At 56.0% G+C, this 14,597-nt stretch carries 14 protein-coding genes; 6 read left to right on the top strand and 8 right to left on the bottom strand.

Annotation, left to right across the window (positions count from 1 at the left end):
• Positions 1 to 27: 27 nt before the first annotated feature.
• The 3 genes from IT971_RS11740 to IT971_RS11730 form a co-directional block, all read right to left on the bottom strand.
• A complete protein-coding gene (locus tag IT971_RS11740) occupies positions 28 to 1,449 on the bottom strand; it encodes an MFS transporter (RefSeq protein ID WP_065702008.1) in 1,422 nt (473 codons plus the stop codon).
• A 396-nt stretch (positions 1,450 to 1,845) separates the two neighbouring features.
• Positions 1,846 to 2,757: a hypothetical protein gene (locus tag IT971_RS11735; RefSeq protein ID WP_139190025.1), complete on the bottom strand. Its 912-nt coding sequence runs from the start codon at positions 2,755 to 2,757 to the stop codon at positions 1,846 to 1,848.
• A 171-nt stretch (positions 2,758 to 2,928) separates the two neighbouring features.
• The gene (locus tag IT971_RS11730) at positions 2,929 to 4,170 is read right to left on the bottom strand and encodes a TIGR03862 family flavoprotein (RefSeq protein WP_063091858.1); all 1,242 of its coding nucleotides are present in this window, start codon (positions 4,168 to 4,170) and stop codon (positions 2,929 to 2,931) included.
• 588 nt (positions 4,171 to 4,758) lie between these two features.
• Between IT971_RS11730 and IT971_RS11725 the strand changes: the two genes are divergently transcribed.
• The 4 genes from IT971_RS11725 to IT971_RS11710 all read left to right on the top strand — a co-directional run bounded on the left by IT971_RS11725 (position 4,759) and on the right by IT971_RS11710 (position 8,042).
• Positions 4,759 to 5,820, top strand: a complete 1,062-nt coding sequence (locus IT971_RS11725) for an ABC transporter substrate-binding protein (RefSeq protein WP_231885419.1) — start codon at positions 4,759 to 4,761, stop codon at positions 5,818 to 5,820.
• Between the two features lie 78 nt (positions 5,821 to 5,898).
• Positions 5,899 to 6,672, top strand: coding sequence for an ABC transporter ATP-binding protein (locus tag IT971_RS11720; RefSeq protein WP_063091860.1), 774 nt, complete (start codon positions 5,899 to 5,901; stop codon positions 6,670 to 6,672).
• Positions 6,662 to 7,495: an ABC transporter permease gene (locus IT971_RS11715; protein ID WP_110252366.1), complete on the top strand. Its 834-nt coding sequence runs from the start codon at positions 6,662 to 6,664 to the stop codon at positions 7,493 to 7,495. Before IT971_RS11720 ends, IT971_RS11715 begins: the two co-directional genes overlap by 11 nt.
• A gap of 91 nt (positions 7,496 to 7,586) precedes the next feature.
• Positions 7,587 to 8,042, top strand: coding sequence for a host attachment protein (locus tag IT971_RS11710; RefSeq protein ID WP_063091861.1), 456 nt, complete (start codon positions 7,587 to 7,589; stop codon positions 8,040 to 8,042).
• Positions 8,043 to 8,064: 22 nt separating this feature from the next.
• On the opposite strand, the gene IT971_RS11705 is transcribed toward IT971_RS11710, so the two are convergent.
• The 5 genes from IT971_RS11705 to pcaQ form a co-directional block, all read right to left on the bottom strand.
• Positions 8,065 to 8,985 (bottom strand): helix-turn-helix domain-containing protein, encoded by a 921-nt coding sequence (locus tag IT971_RS11705; protein WP_063091862.1) that lies wholly within the window; start codon positions 8,983 to 8,985, stop codon positions 8,065 to 8,067.
• Between the two features lie 102 nt (positions 8,986 to 9,087).
• Positions 9,088 to 10,479 carry a TRAP transporter large permease gene (locus IT971_RS11700; protein ID WP_063091863.1) on the bottom strand — a complete coding sequence of 464 codons (1,392 nt, stop codon included), beginning with the start codon at positions 10,477 to 10,479 and terminating at the stop codon, positions 9,088 to 9,090.
• A complete protein-coding gene (locus IT971_RS11695) occupies positions 10,472 to 10,975 on the bottom strand; it encodes a TRAP transporter small permease (RefSeq protein ID WP_007089315.1) in 504 nt (167 codons plus the stop codon). Before IT971_RS11695 ends, IT971_RS11700 begins: the two co-directional genes overlap by 8 nt.
• Before the next feature lie 95 nt (positions 10,976 to 11,070).
• The gene (locus IT971_RS11690; protein WP_063091864.1) at positions 11,071 to 12,105 is read right to left on the bottom strand and encodes a TRAP transporter substrate-binding protein; all 1,035 of its coding nucleotides are present in this window, start codon (positions 12,103 to 12,105) and stop codon (positions 11,071 to 11,073) included.
• A gap of 233 nt (positions 12,106 to 12,338) precedes the next feature.
• Complete coding sequence (gene pcaQ, locus IT971_RS11685; protein WP_063092015.1) at positions 12,339 to 13,280, bottom strand: pca operon transcription factor PcaQ; 942 nt, start codon at positions 13,278 to 13,280, stop codon at positions 12,339 to 12,341.
• Positions 13,281 to 13,410: 130 nt separating this feature from the next.
• Between pcaQ and pcaD the strand changes: the two genes are divergently transcribed.
• Positions 13,411 to 14,211 (top strand): 3-oxoadipate enol-lactonase, encoded by an 801-nt coding sequence (gene pcaD, locus IT971_RS11680; protein ID WP_063091865.1) that lies wholly within the window; start codon positions 13,411 to 13,413, stop codon positions 14,209 to 14,211.
• Positions 14,204 to 14,596: a 4-carboxymuconolactone decarboxylase gene (gene pcaC, locus IT971_RS11675; RefSeq protein ID WP_037991466.1), complete on the top strand. Its 393-nt coding sequence runs from the start codon at positions 14,204 to 14,206 to the stop codon at positions 14,594 to 14,596. The genes pcaD and pcaC overlap by 8 nt, the downstream gene beginning before the upstream one ends.
• Position 14,597: the final 1 nt, after the last annotated feature.

Raw genomic sequence — 14,597 nt, 5'->3', positions numbered from 1 at the left:
CACAGGCGCAAGGTGTTGCGGGGGTTGTTATGATGGCTTTGCGTCGGCTTCATAGCCATGCGGGGCAATGATGCCGGTGCGGATCGCATATTTGCGGCCCTCGCAAATGGCGGCGGATATCAGGGCAAAGCCCGCCGCAACCCCCATGATTGCCGTCAGATCAAACGCGCCCCCCGTGCCGATCAGGATTGCGGCCAATGCCGCCCCGACCGATTGCCCGGTCAGGCGGGCGGTTGCCAGCATCCCGCCGGCACCGCCGCTTCGGTCCCGTGGGGCGCTTGTCATCATCAGGCGGTTGTTGGGCGACTGGAACAGGCCAAAACCAACGCCGCAGATCATCAGGCAGGCAATGATCGCAAGGGCGGTATGGGGGCTTCCGGCCGGGATCAGGGTGACGGAAAACAGGCCGATGGCAAAAATCCCCATGCCGATCCCGGTCAGATGGATCGGCGAATATTTATCGGCCAGCCGCCCGGCGATGGGGGCGATGATGGCGGTGGCGACGGGCCACGGCGTCATCAGAAGGCCGGTATCGACAGCACTATAGTGCAGCACGTCATGGAAATAGAATGGGAGTGCGACAAAGGCGATGAATTGCGCGCAAAAGCCCGCAATCGATGACCCGATGGAGCAGGCAAAGACCGGACGGGCCAGCAGATCAAGCGGCAGCATCGGCCGTTCGCGCGAAAACTGCCGACGGACAAGGAAGAACCCGGCGGTGATCGCAATCACGAACTGGCCCGCGATCAGCATCGGGTGGCTTTGGGTGCCGACATTGCCAAGCGCCGAAATCAGCCCGCCAAAGGCCAGCACGTTCAGGAATGCGCTTATGTAATCAAACCGGGTGCGGGTTGGTTTGGTATAGGGCAGGGCGAAGGTGCCAAGAATAATGGCGATGATCGAAATCGGAATATTGATCAGAAACAGCCAGTGCCATGTCGTGACCGCCAGAATGGCCGAGGCGATGGTCGGCCCGGCGGCGGCGGAGATCGACACCACCATGGCAATCAGCCCGATGGCCCGGCCAAGCTTTGCCTGCGGGACGCTGTGGCGCATCAGGGCTGCGTTGATGCTCATCAGTGCCGCACCCCCCAGACCCTGCAGCACGCGGGCGAAAGTCAGGAATTCGATATTGGGCGACCAGGCGCACAGGGCGGACGCAATGCCGAAAATCACCATTCCGGCCAGATAGACCTTGCGAAAGCCAATCGCTTCGCCAAGGGCGGATAACGGCAGCAGGGCCACAACGACCGCCAATTGATAGGCGGTGATGACCCAGATGGCGTGCGCCGGGCTGACATTCTGATCCTGTGCTATGGCGGGCAGGGCGACATTCATGATCGAGCCGTCAAGGACTGCCATCATGACGGTCAGTAACACGGCGATCATGGCGAAGGACCGCTGGGGCTGCGGCAATCCGTCGGCGTGGATGGTTTTTGATATCTTCATGTGGGGCAACATTCCGAAAACAAAGCGTGCGGTCGCAAGAGGCGGCGCGAGGAGCGGGCAAACGGGGCAAAATGCCACCCGATATTGCGGTTGCGGGCACGGTTATATGGTTGACTTTATCAACCAATATAAAATGTGGTTGATTTTGTCAACTTGTTTTCGGGGCTGTCCTTAGGGGTAGTGTTCGGGGGTATATTAGAGGTGTATCATTCGGGGTGAACGGAACTTAAATCGGTTCCATCGAACGTTGTGCACGCCCACTATCAAAGAAACTGCCGTGAAATTTGAACTTCGCTTCGTTATTTGCCTCAGGTTATGCGTGTCATAAGCTCTCGCCGTTGGGAGAATAACATGTCCAACGGCGAGGTTCGACCTAACCTGATTGCTTAGACAGTTTTATTTTTTGTAGACCTGAGATAACGCATGAAAAACAGCTATCTCCGGTAGAAGCTCGTCTATGTCAATTTGGTGGCCGTTTGATGTGTCAGGAACCACATTGATTGGTAGATTCGGATGGTTTTCGTGATAGCTCAAAGACGATGTTAGGATTCTTCCTTTGTGAAGAACGCGGCAGTTTATGTGGAATAATTTAGCGGTGAACGGAGACATTAGCTCCTCGAAGGAAAAAGCATTCTTCCTTCGTAGAAATGGCGAAATTGTCTCAATCACATCAATCTCAGAATTGTTTTTAGGAGTGTCTATACCTCTTAATTTAAGCATTCTTCTCGTCAGTAATTCAGTGTCTTTTTGAATCTGATGTACAAAAAAGTAATCTCCGTACCCGACTATCTTTCCATCGTCATCTGTATCAAAAGTCATGAATAAATGTAGCGTTGGTGGCGGATCCTGAAACGTCTTACCATTATAAACTTTGCTTGAGTAGTTTCCCCCAACGTTCACCATAAGTTGCTCGTTTGAGAAATAATGGTTCGCCATGAGTGCAGATACACGTGAATATACTACTTCAAGATCTTGATATGGGTTTTTGGAGTATATTGGTGACGACTCATTGAATTCCCGATAATACTCCTTGCCGGAGCCAATAGCATAGCCGCCCCCGTGTAAAAATTCTTTTGTTCCAAAGTCAAAGCAGAAGCATATAGGTCCTTCTACGGTTGCTATTACGCCAGTACAGGTAAGGTCTAACTGGTTTGATTTTGCAATATTTATTAGTCGACTTTCAACATCGGACACGCTTGCATCAGGCATATCATCTTGCAAAATATCGTGAAGCTTCAGTGAATCTATCATTGTGCCTGCACAGCCGAGTACAAGCTCTGGAGACAGGGACATTATTTTTGTCGCCATGTTACGATATATGCCATCCAAACCCAACTCGGACAGTCGCGCAGATGATTGCGGAATTAATGGAAAGTCGTGCTTTCTAGTTTGATCGCTGTGGGGAGATGTTAGTAAAGAGTCGGCGACTAGAGCTCCATATTTGGCCCACGTGAAGACAAGTGTCATATGTGTATTACCTCAAATTAAATTACCCTCATAAGTAGTATTTAGCATTAAGCATGCAGTCAACAAATACCCCCCCGTCGGTGCTTCCCAATCGACCATCTCGCCCAGGCAATAGGTGCCGGGGCGGTTTTTGAGTTGGAAATTTTCGTCGAGTTCTTCCCATGCCACACCGCCCGCCGTGCTGATCGCCTCGTCAATCGGGCGGGGTTTGGTGATTTTAAGCGGGAGGGCCTTGATCGCGCTTGCGAGTTTGGCGGGGTCGTTCAGGGTTTCGCGGGGGGTGGTTTCGAAAATCAGGGCGGTTTTGGTGGCGTCCAGACCGAGCGTTTTGCGCAGGTGATTGCCAAGCGAGTTTTTGCCGCGTGGTTTGGCAAGGCGCGCGGTGACGTCGGCCAGGTCGCGGTCGGGCGTCAGGTCGAGTGTGACGGTGGCATCGCCGGTTTCAAGCCATTGATCGCGAAGGGCCGCCGAGATGGCATAAACCGCACTGCCTTCGATCCCGGTTCTGGAAATCACGAATTCGCCGCGCACGGTTTGCGGGCCGGATTTGGTTGCGACCGTCAGCGTCACGGCCTTGACAGGCGACCCCGCACATTTATCGATCAGATGGTCGGTCCAGGCGACGTCAAAGCCGCAATTAGCCGGTTTGAACGGGTTGCATCTGATCCCGGCGGATTTCAGGATTTCCATCCATTTGCCATCCGACCCCAGCCGTTTCCAGCTTCCGCCACCCAATGCCAGAACGGTGATATCGGCCTTGGCGGTCACTTCGCCGTCCGGGGTTTTGAAAACGGCATTTTCGGTTTCATCCCAGCCGGTCCAGTAATGGCGGTAATGGATTTTGCAGCCCAAGCCATCCAGACGCCTAAGCCATGCGCGCAAAAGCGGGCTTGCCTTCATCGCGGTCGGAAAAACGCGGCCCGATGACCCGACAAAGGTTTCGATGCCAAGCCCGGCACACCAGTCGCGTATTTCGGTTGGGCCGAATTTGCGTAAGTGCGGTTCGAGCCGTGCACGTGAGGTGCCATAGCGCGACAAAAACGTTTCGAGGTCTTCGGCATGGGTAATGTTCAGCCCCGATTTCCCCGCCATCAGGAATTTGCGCCCCGCACTTGGCATGCCTTCATAGATCGTGACCGCATGACCGGACCCGGCGAGGCGTTCGGCCGCCATCAGCCCCGCCGGACCCGCGCCGATGATCATCGCGGTTTTGCCGTTTGGTTTTGGGGCTGGGGTATCCGGGTTTGATGACATTGGTGGCCTTTGGGTGCGGGGTTATGTCTGGCGGTTTTAGCCGGTTTGGCGGGGGATGGCAATTTGCGGGATTACAGGCGGCGGCGTGGGAGCGGGTGGCACGATGGACTCCCGCGTTCGCGGGAGTGACGGTAGAGGGGCGGGCGATGGTAAAGGAAGCGAGGCGGGGCAGGCACCGTGGCAGTGGCGATAGAGAGGCGGGGCGACGGTTGTTTTGCGCAAGGCAAGTATCGGGGGCTTGACCCATCCCCGTCATGCCCGCGAAGGCGGGCATCCAGTTTGCGGTGCGGGGTTTCTCCGATTTCGGTGATGGAGGTTGTGGCCCGATGGGTTCCCGTTTTCGCGGGAACGACCGTGGAGGGGTGCTAGAAAGATGGGAGAGCGTGGTACGGCAATGTCGGGAGAGCCGCGCAAATTCGACCTTGGCGGAAATAGGGGGCGGGGTGACTTGCGCATTAAGGGTGAAATCGACCCTTTTGGCGGAAAAATGCGGCAAAGATTGGCAATTTGTCGATAAATCGGCTAACAAAATTCCGAAGGTTATAACGCATTCAAAAATAATGATCCTGTGGAGGAAACATGGTTTCGATGAGGGGAATGGCGGGCGCGGCGCGGCTGGCGCGTGGATCGGTTGTCGCACTGGCGATGGGGGCGAGCGCGCTTGTGGCGTTTGGCGCACAGGCCGCACAAGCCAATGAGAAGGTCGAGATTGCCGCACTGGCGTTTGTTTCAAGCGCGCCGTTATTTATTGCCAAGGAAAAGGGTTACCTTGCCGACGAGGGCCTTGATGCCGAGATTTCGATCTTTCAGGCGGCCCAGCCCGTCGCGGTTGCGATTGCATCGGGCGATGCCGATTTTGGCGTGACGGCGTTCACGGGCGGTTTCTTTAACCTTGCGGCCAAGGGGGCGCTTAAGGTTATCGGTGCGCAGTTGCATGAAGATCCGGGTTATGACGGATCGGCCATTCTGGCATCCAATGCGGCGTTTGATGCCGGTCTGACATCGGTTGATAAATTGCCCGGTCATAGCTTTGCCCTGTCGCAGGTCGGATCAAGCTTCCATTACATGATTGGCAATGTCGCCGAGAAGGCCGGGTTTGACCCGGAAAGTGTTTCGCTTAAACCGTTGCAGTCCGTACCCAACATGATTGGCGCGCTTAAAAGCGGGCAGGTCGACAGCATGATCATCGTGCCGCATATCGCAAAGCCGCTGGCCAATGCGGGGGCGGCACATATTATCGGCTGGGTGAAGGATTACGTGCCTTATCAGGTCGGTGGCCTGTTTACATCGACCGAGAATGTCGAAGAAAACCGCGAGATGGTCGAAAAGTTCGTGCGCGCCTATCAGAAGGGTGTGGCGGATTACCGTGCGGCCCTTCTGGCGACGGATGCGGATGGCAAGCTTGTTGAAAGCGACACCACGCAGGAGATTTTGGAGATCGTGCATAAATATGTCTATGCCAACGATCCGGCGGACAAGGCCTATCCGAAAATTCGTGATGGCGCGATGTTCATCACCGAAGAAGCCAAGCTTGACGTTGCCGATGTGAAGGCGCAGGTCAAATGGTATCAGGATCGCGGCTTTGTTTCGGCTGATGCCGATCCGGCGAAATTCATCGATACCAGCTTTATCCCGGCCTTGACCGAGTAAGCCGATATTTTCCCGACCGGGCCGGTGTAGACTGGCCCGGTCGTTTCATTTTTAGATTTCAGATAAACGGATTGTGCCATGCGGCTGCAAATCAAGGGCATTTGCCATTCATATGATCAGGTCGAGGCGCTGCGCGATATCGATTTCGGGATCGAACCGGGCGAGGTCGTCGCCCTGATCGGGCCGTCGGGCTGCGGCAAATCGACATTATTGTCGATTATTGGCGGGTTGCTGGCCCCGACACGCGGCGAGATTCTGATTTGTGACAAGGCGACGCCGGAAGGGTGCCTTAACCCGCTGACTTATGTGTTTCAGGATTTCGCGCTTTTGCCGTGGCGGACGGTGGCGGGCAATATCAGCCTTGTGCTTGAAGATCATGGATTATCCAAGGCGGACCTTGAGGCGCGGGTGGCGGAGGTTCTGGCGCAGACCAATTTATCGGATTTCCGCGATGCGTATCCCAAACAGCTTTCGGGCGGGATGAAGCAGCGGGTCGGGATTGCGCGGGCATTGGCGGTCCGCCCGGCGGTTTTGTTGATGGACGAGCCGTTATCGGCGCTTGACGCGCAGACGCGGATTTTGCTGCTTGATGAATTTGCCGCGTTATTTGCGCGGACCGGCATGACGGCGGTTTATGTGACGCATAACCTGAACGAAGCGGTGCGGCTGGCCAACCGGGTGGTGGCATTGCGCCGTCGCCCCGGCACGATCAAGGAAATCCATACAATCGATATTCCGATAGCAGAGCGGCGCGAAGGCATGCCGGAACTGATCGCGCATGAGCAGGCCCTTTGGAACCTGATCCGGGATGAGGCGATTGCGGCCGATAAGGAGCTTGAAAATGTCGCATGATATCAGCGAAGTCCGGCCCGCCCCGCAAAGCACGGCATCGCCGGCAAGTCATGTGCGGTTTCGTGCCACGGGCTTTAACCCGAAGGCCAATCCGGTTGCAGCGTGGGGCTTTTTTGTTGCCGTGATTGCGCTTTGGCAATTGGGATCAAGCACGGGTGTGATCAGCGAACTTGCGATGCCAAGCCCGGTTGCGGTGGCCAAGGCGCTTTGGCAATTGATCGTCACGGGTGATCTTTGGCTGCATCTTGGCGCGTCGTTGCAGCGGCTTGTTGGCGGCTGGATCATGGGGACGGTGGCAGGGCTTTTTGTCGGTTTTCTGGTCGGGATGTTCAGCTGGGCGCGCTCGCCCGGTGTGGCGTTTGTATCGGCCCTTTTCCCGATCCCGAAGATTGCGCTTTTGCCGCTTTTCATCATCTGGTTTGGCATTGGTGAACCATCGAAATTTGCCACCATTGCCTTTGGCGTGTTCTTCCCGACCGTGATCAATACCTTTGGCGGGGTGGATAATGTGCAGCGCAACCTGATCCGCATGGGGCAAAGCTTTGATCTGCCGATGTGGTCGGTGATCCGCAAGATCATCCTGCCCGGTGCCTTGCCGACCATCCTGTCGGGGTTCCGTATTTCATCCTCGATCGCGATCATCCTTCTGATTGCGGCAGAGATGATCGGGGCGCAATACGGGATTGGCGCACTGATCCTGGCGGCGGGGAACCTGTATCAGACTGATCAGCTTATTGCCGGTGTGGTGGTTCTGTCGCTTTTGGGGTTGTGTGTTTCGTGGTTGCTTGGGCGGTTGGATCGCTGGTTGCTGGGCTGGCGATAATCGATTTCGGACTGTTTGATCTGCCTTGATATGGAACCAAAGCTGTCCCCGTAACGTTCCGGGGACAGTCCCAACAAAAAGGCAGGTTGAAATGCATAAGAACCAGTGGATTCTCGTGGCCGACGGTGGCAAGGCGCATGTGATTGCGGTTACGCGCGATGCCGAAGGCCGTCATCTGGAAACGGTCGAGGAAATGCGGGCCGACAATCGGTCCAGTCAGGAAATCGCCAGCGACAAACCGGGACGCGGTTTTGCCAATCCGGCAGGTAATCAGCAACGCCACGCCATGCCCCCGGCATCCGATCCGCATGAACATGCCCAGAAGGAATTTGTCGATGATGTCGTCAGATATCTTGCCGATGAGTGCAAGCAGGGCAGGTTTGACAATCTGATCGTCATTGCGCCGCCCAAGGTGATGGGTGAGGTCCGCACCAAAATGCCCAAGCCATTGGCCGAGGCACTTGATGGTGAAATCGTCAAGGACCTGACCAATGTGCCGCTTGGTGATTTGCCCAAGCATCTGAGCGGCACGGGTGGCTGGCTTTGACCGGTCCCGGATTTGGCCGGAGTTACCGGTGATCCTGCCGGAACTGAACCGGTGACATCGCGGCCTTTTTGGCGAAAAAGCGCGAAAAATATCCGGCATCGCGAAAGCCCAGTTCATCGGCGATCTGCTGAACCGCGATGTCGGTATAGATCAGGGTGCGTTTGGCCTCAAGGATCAGGCGGTGATGGAGGACTTCGATGGCGGTCATGCCATAGATGTCCTTGGCGATGCGGTTGAGCTGTGTGGTGGTGATGCCGATTTCGCGGGCGTAGAATTCCAGCGGCTTGTGCTGTTTGTAGAAGGTTTCGATCAGGGATTGGAATTTGCGGAACTTGGCGGTTTTCTGTTCCTTGCGGCTTAGCCGTGCCGGATCACCCGAGGGTGCATCGCGCCCGATGCCGAGCAACAGCAACCCCAATATATTGCGCAGGGCATATAACCGCCCGGTATTATGTCCGAAATATTCCGCGACCAGTTGACGGATCAGGAAATCGGTCGGGCTTGGCTGATCGGCGGTTGCCGATGCATCAACGCAAAGTGGTCGGTCAAGGCGTGCAAGCAATTTCGGGGCAGGGGCCAGAATTTCCTGCAAATGATAGTCGGTCAGTGAAATGACCCAGCCGTCGATATCGGGGCTGAAGCGAAAGCCGTGCACGGTGCCGGGCGGCAGGGTCAGCAGATGGCCGACCTGCATGGTGAATTGCCGGTCGTCAAATTCGATCCCGGCGTGGCCGTGCGTGATGTAAAGCAATTGAAACAGATTGGCGTGACGGTGCGGCTGAATGTGCAGGTCATGCAGTTTGGAGCGCGACGGGATGCTTTCGAGATGGAAGAATTCCGGTTCGGAAATGGCAATCTGTTCGGCGGTTCCGGGGACGGTATCGCCGGTTTCGCCGTAAAGTTTATAGACCGGAATGCTGTTTCGGGTTGCGACCATGATCATGTTTTGCTGTTTGCTTTGGGATAGTCTAGCGGTTTTCGGGTTTGACCAAAAGAAAAGCCCGCCACAGCGGGCGGGCTTTTCGCAAGCTTATGATGCGCGTTGCTAACCGCCGAGGAATGTTGGCACAAACAATGTCAGCACCGGGACAAAGATCAGCAACATGATGCGGACGATCTCGGCGGCAAAGAAGGGCATGACGCCGCGGAAGGTCTGGCTCATGGGGACGCCATCGGCAAGGGCGTTGATGATGAACACATTCAGCCCCACCGGGGGCGTTATCAGCCCCAGTTCCACGACAATCAGGGCAAGGATACCGAACCAGATTTTGAGGTCTTCGGCCCCCATGCCATAGGCCGCGGTTGCCGCCGTTGCCCAGTCACCGCCATTGATATCGACCAGGGCCGGCCAGAAGAACGGGATGATCACAACGATCATCGACAGGCTTTCCATGAAGCAGCCCAGAACGATCAGGGCGAGCAGCATCAGAACCATGATCAGCCAGGGATCAAGGCCGCTGGTGGCGGCGGCCTCGGCCATATAGGCCGGAAGGTTGGCACGGCTGAAGAAACCTTTAAGGATTTCGGCCCCCAGCAGGATGAAGAAGATCATCGAGGTGGTGACAGCCGTATCGCGCAGCGACTGTTTCAGGCCGGAAAATGTCAGGCCACCCTTGCCGCGCAGGCGCATATAGGCGCCGTAAACCAGAATGGCAAACACGCCCACACCGGCCGCCGGGGTCGGGGTGAACAGACCGGCCCCAAGGCCCAGAATGATTGATCCGAAAATCACTATCACCGGGATCAGGCGCAGCAATGCTTCGCGGCGTTCCGCCGGTGCCATCGGTTCGGGGATCGGGGCGAGGCTTGGGTTAAGGCGGACCTGAATGGCGATCACACCCATAAAGAACGCAACCGCGATCAGGCCGGGGATGATGGCGGCCTGAAACATCTGGATGATCGATGCCTCGACCGTGACGGCGTAAATCACCAGTGCGACAGACGGCGGGATCAGGATGCCAAGTGTCCCGCCCGCCGCCAGCGTACCGGTGGCAAGGCGCGGCGAATAATTCAGGCGGCGCAATTCGGGCAGGGCGACCTTGCCCATGGTCGAGGCGGTGGCAAGCGATGATCCGCAAACCGCGCCAAACCCGGCGCAGGCCCCGATGGCGGCCATGGCAACGCCACCCCGGAACCGGCCCAGAATGGCATTGACGCCCTGAAACAGATCGCGCGACAGGTTGGCCTGACTGGCGAGGTAGCCCATCAGGACGAATAACGGCACGACCGAGAGTTCATAGTTCGAGACAATCCCGTAAAACAGGGATTTGAACTGTTGCAGATAGGGTTCAAAGCGCAGGAAGGGGAAGAACAGGCTAAGCACATAGTTGCCGCCGATCCCGATCCCGATCATGGCAAGCCCGACCGGAACGCGCAGTGCGAGAATAAAGAACAGCAGTACAAGACCGCCAAGGCCGATTAATTCGCGTTCAGACATTGGCCGTGGCCTCGCTTTCGAAAATCTGGCTTGCGGCAATCAGCGCCCACAGGAACATCGATACGATGCCCGGCACATAGAACGGCCAGATCGGCCAACCCAGAATTGCCGACAGGGTATTGTCGCTGCGGACTTCGATCAGGCCGTTGATCATCATATAGCCAAGGAACAGGGCCAGCAGCGTCATCAGGATGCCCGATACGATATCGACACCGCGCGCGAACCAGTTGGGAAACATTTTGATAAACACGTCGACGGCGACATGGCCGTAACGGGTCTGGCAATAGGGGAAGAACATCAGGGCCGCCGAACTGACAACCATGCTGACGAAATCCTCGTAGCCGATAATTGCCGGGAAATTCGCACCAAACAGGCGCGCGAGTTTGTCCAGGCCGAATGCGGTAACGTTGACGATGGTCACCACCGCGATCAGCAGGGCCAAAAAACCACCCGCCACGGCAAGCCATGATGCGGCCTTGTTAAGCACGTGTTTCATCTGTCATTCATTCTCGCGGGCAATCTTGCGGGAAAACGGGGTTACGTAACGTGATGATACGTAACCCTGTCAGATTTGCCAGTAATCTGGAAAGATTACTGCTCGGTATGGGCGAGAACGGCAGCCTTGGCCTTTTCGACCAATGCAGCACCGTCGATGCCGTTCGATTTGGCTTCTTCGATCCAGCGATCAACAACCGATGCGGATGCATTGTCAAAGGTCGCTTTTTCTTCCGGGGTCAGTTGAACAACCTGACCCTTGCCATCGTTGATCATTTTCTTGCCGACTTCTTCGACATTGTTGAAAACATCACCGATCTGGGCGGCAAAATCGCGGCCGGAGTTACGGTCGATGATTTCTTTCAGGTCGTCGGGCAGGCTTTCGTAACGGTCCTTGTTCATGGCGAACAGGAAGACCGAGGTACCAAAGCGAGAATTAACGCCCTGGCCTTCGACGGAATAGGAAACCAGTTCAGCCAGTTTCAGCGGCGGAACGACTTCGAACGGAACCAAGCCGCCGTCAACCACGCCAAGCGACATGGCCTGCGGCAGGGCCGGGACCGGCATGCCAACCGGTTCTGCACCCCAGGATTCAATCACCCATGAACCGGTACGGGTCGGTGTGCGCAGTTTGAGGCCTTTGACATCGGCAACGGTGCGGACTTCTTTCTGGGTCAGGTGGATGGCCTGACCGGCATGGACGTGAACGGCGAGCGGATGGATGTCTTTAAGGTCCGGTGCCATGTCTTCCATCAGGTCCCAGATCGCGAGGTTGGTCGCGCGTGCATCCCCCAGATGAACACCCGGAAGTTCGAAAACTTCGGTATGCGGGAAGACGCCCGGGGTGTAACCCGGCAGGGTCCAGACGATATCGGCGACACCATCACGGACCTGACGATACAGTTCCGGCGGGTTGCCACCCAGCGACATGGACGGGAAAATTTCAAACTTGATGCGACCGTTGGATTCTTCTTCGATCTTTTTGGCCCACGGTTCGATCATCTGGGCCTGTGCCGGTGCTTTCGGGCCCAGGAAGTGCTGGATCGTCAGGGTGACTTCCTGTGCGTGGGCGCCAAACGACACCATGGTCGCAACGGCGGCACCTGTCAGCAGTTTCGTGATGTGTTTCATTCTTTCCTCCTTTGAACGTCCCGTGGCGTTGCCAAACGCCATCAAACGTCTCAGCCATGATGCGTTTTTTATCTGCAAAGTTTTCCTGAAGTTTTTTTCTTGTTGTTTTTGTTATTCTTTTTGTTCGCATGTTTGCCGTTTATGCACAGCTGCCATGCCAATTTGTAATCAATCTAATGGTCGTCGCATGGTTATGTATAATGATATTGGCGCTTGTTTTCATAACCATATGATTATGTATCGTGGCGGGCATGGGTTGCATGATGCCGGGCGGCTTCTTCGCGGACCGCATTGATCAGGATTTCGACCGGGGGGGGAATCGGGCTGTCGATACGGGTGGTCAGACCCACCGGGCCAAAGGTATCGCTGGTATCAATCGGCAGTTCGACAAGATGACCTTCGGCAATGTCGGATGCCACAGCCCCGTTCGAGATGATCCAGATCGCATCGGTTTCGCGGGTAAAGGCGCGGCCAAAAGATGTCGAAACGGTTTCGATCCGGTCGGGCAGGGCACCGATGCCATGCGCAATCAGCATTTTGTCGACAGTCGAGTGAATGATCGCCTGTTTGGGCGGCACCAGAACCGTAAATTCGCGAATGCGCGTAATGTCCGGGTTTTTATCGGCCAGCAATGGATGACCGGGCCGCGCAACCAGCGAGATATGTTCGGAATATAGATGTATGAAGGACAGGCCCGACATCTGATCGGGTTCGGCCAGACGACCGACCACCAGATCAAGTTCGCCGACACGCAATTGCCCCATCAGCATGACGTTTGGCCCGGCGACGACCTTGACCGTTGTGTCGGGGCTGAGTGCCTTGAACCGGCGGATGGCGTTTGGCATGACGCTGGCGGCGACGGTTGGCAGAACGCCAAGATTGATCGAAAGCCCGCCCTGCATGCGCACCTGACTGATGCTGTCGACACCCTGACGCAGGGCGGTGACGCTGGCCCCGGCATAACGCAGGAACACCTTACCGAAATCGGTCAGGGTGACGCCGCGTTTGGACCGGTCAAACAGGCGGGCGTCAAGATGTTCTTCAAGTTCGCGGATGGTTTTGGAAACCGCTGGCTGGGTGATCGATAATGTGTCGGCGGCCTTGACGACGCTGCGCTGGCGGGCGACCTCCAGAAAGCAGGTCAGATGGCGGAATTTAATGCGTTGATCAAGCATGGTTACCATTCCAGAAATCAAATATTCCTGTTTTATATAATTGTATAGTTATGCATTTAACGCAAATCCTCATTTTACATAACCAAAGTCGCCTGCCAGATTGGGCGTAACAAGTCAGGGTGGAAATGACATGAGTTTACAAGTCGCCCCGATCAACGGGACACATATCCATTATTGCCAGACCGGCCCGAAAGATGGCCCGGCTTTGGTGTTTTCAAATTCGCTGGGTACGGATCTGCGTATCTGGAACGATGTTGCCCCGGCCTTTGCCGACCGGTTTAACGTCATAACCTATGACAAGCGCGGGCATGGTTTATCGGGCATTGGCGGGGCGGATTACAATATCGACCTGCATGCCAATGACCTGATCGGGCTTCTGGATTATCTCGGCGTCAAAGACGTGATTATTTGCGGTTTGTCCGTCGGTGGACTGATTGCGCAGAAAGTCACCGAACTGGCGCCGGAGCGCGTTCGCGGCCTGATCTTGTGTGATACTGCGCCGAAACTTGGCGATGCGGATGGCTGGAACACGCGCATCAATGCCATCAAGGAAGGCGGTATCGAGGTTCTTGGCGATGCGATCATCGAACGGTGGTTGTCGCCGACATATCGCCGTGACCGTCCGGTTGAAACCGCGATGTATCGCGACATGCTGGTGCGCACCACGGTGGAGGGTTATGTCGGAACCTGTATCGCGCTTCGTGATGGGGACCTTCGCGATGCGGCAACCCGGATTTCGGTGCCGGTCCTTTGTATTTGCGGATCGGACGATCTGGCGACACCGCCCGATGTCGTGCGCGAGATGGCCGGGATGATCCCCGGTGCCCAATTCGAACTTATAAACGGGGTCGGGCATTTGCCGTGCCTTGAAACCCCGGAATTGCTTTCCCGGTTGATCGACCGATTTATCAAGGAGAAGAACCTTGTCTGAGAACCGGTATGAAGTCGGTATGAAAACCCGCCGTTCCGTTCTGGGCGATGCCCATGTGGATCGTGCATCGGCGAATGTCACGGAAATCGATGCCGGTTTTCAGCGTTACATCACCGAGAATGTCTGGAATGGTGTGTGGACCAGCGATGCGTTTACCAAGCGCGAACGCAGCATCGTGACCATCGCGCTTCTGGCCGGGCTTGGCCATGAAGAAGAACTGGCGATGCATATCCGTGCAACGCTTAATACCGGTGCCACGCGTGAAGATATCCGTGAAGTTCTGATGCATGTTGCGGTCTATGCCGGTGTTCCCACCGCCAATACGGCGTTCCGCATTGCCAAACAAACCTATGCCGAGATCGATGCGGCCGCCAAGGGAGAGTAAC

The organism is Thalassospira sp. B30-1 (genome assembly GCF_015767575.1).
GTDB classification, from domain to species: domain Bacteria; phylum Pseudomonadota; class Alphaproteobacteria; order Rhodospirillales; family Thalassospiraceae; genus Thalassospira; species Thalassospira xiamenensis.
The sequence above is the reverse complement of the archived record's forward strand: the minus strand, read 5'-3'. Positions and strand labels throughout refer to the sequence as shown.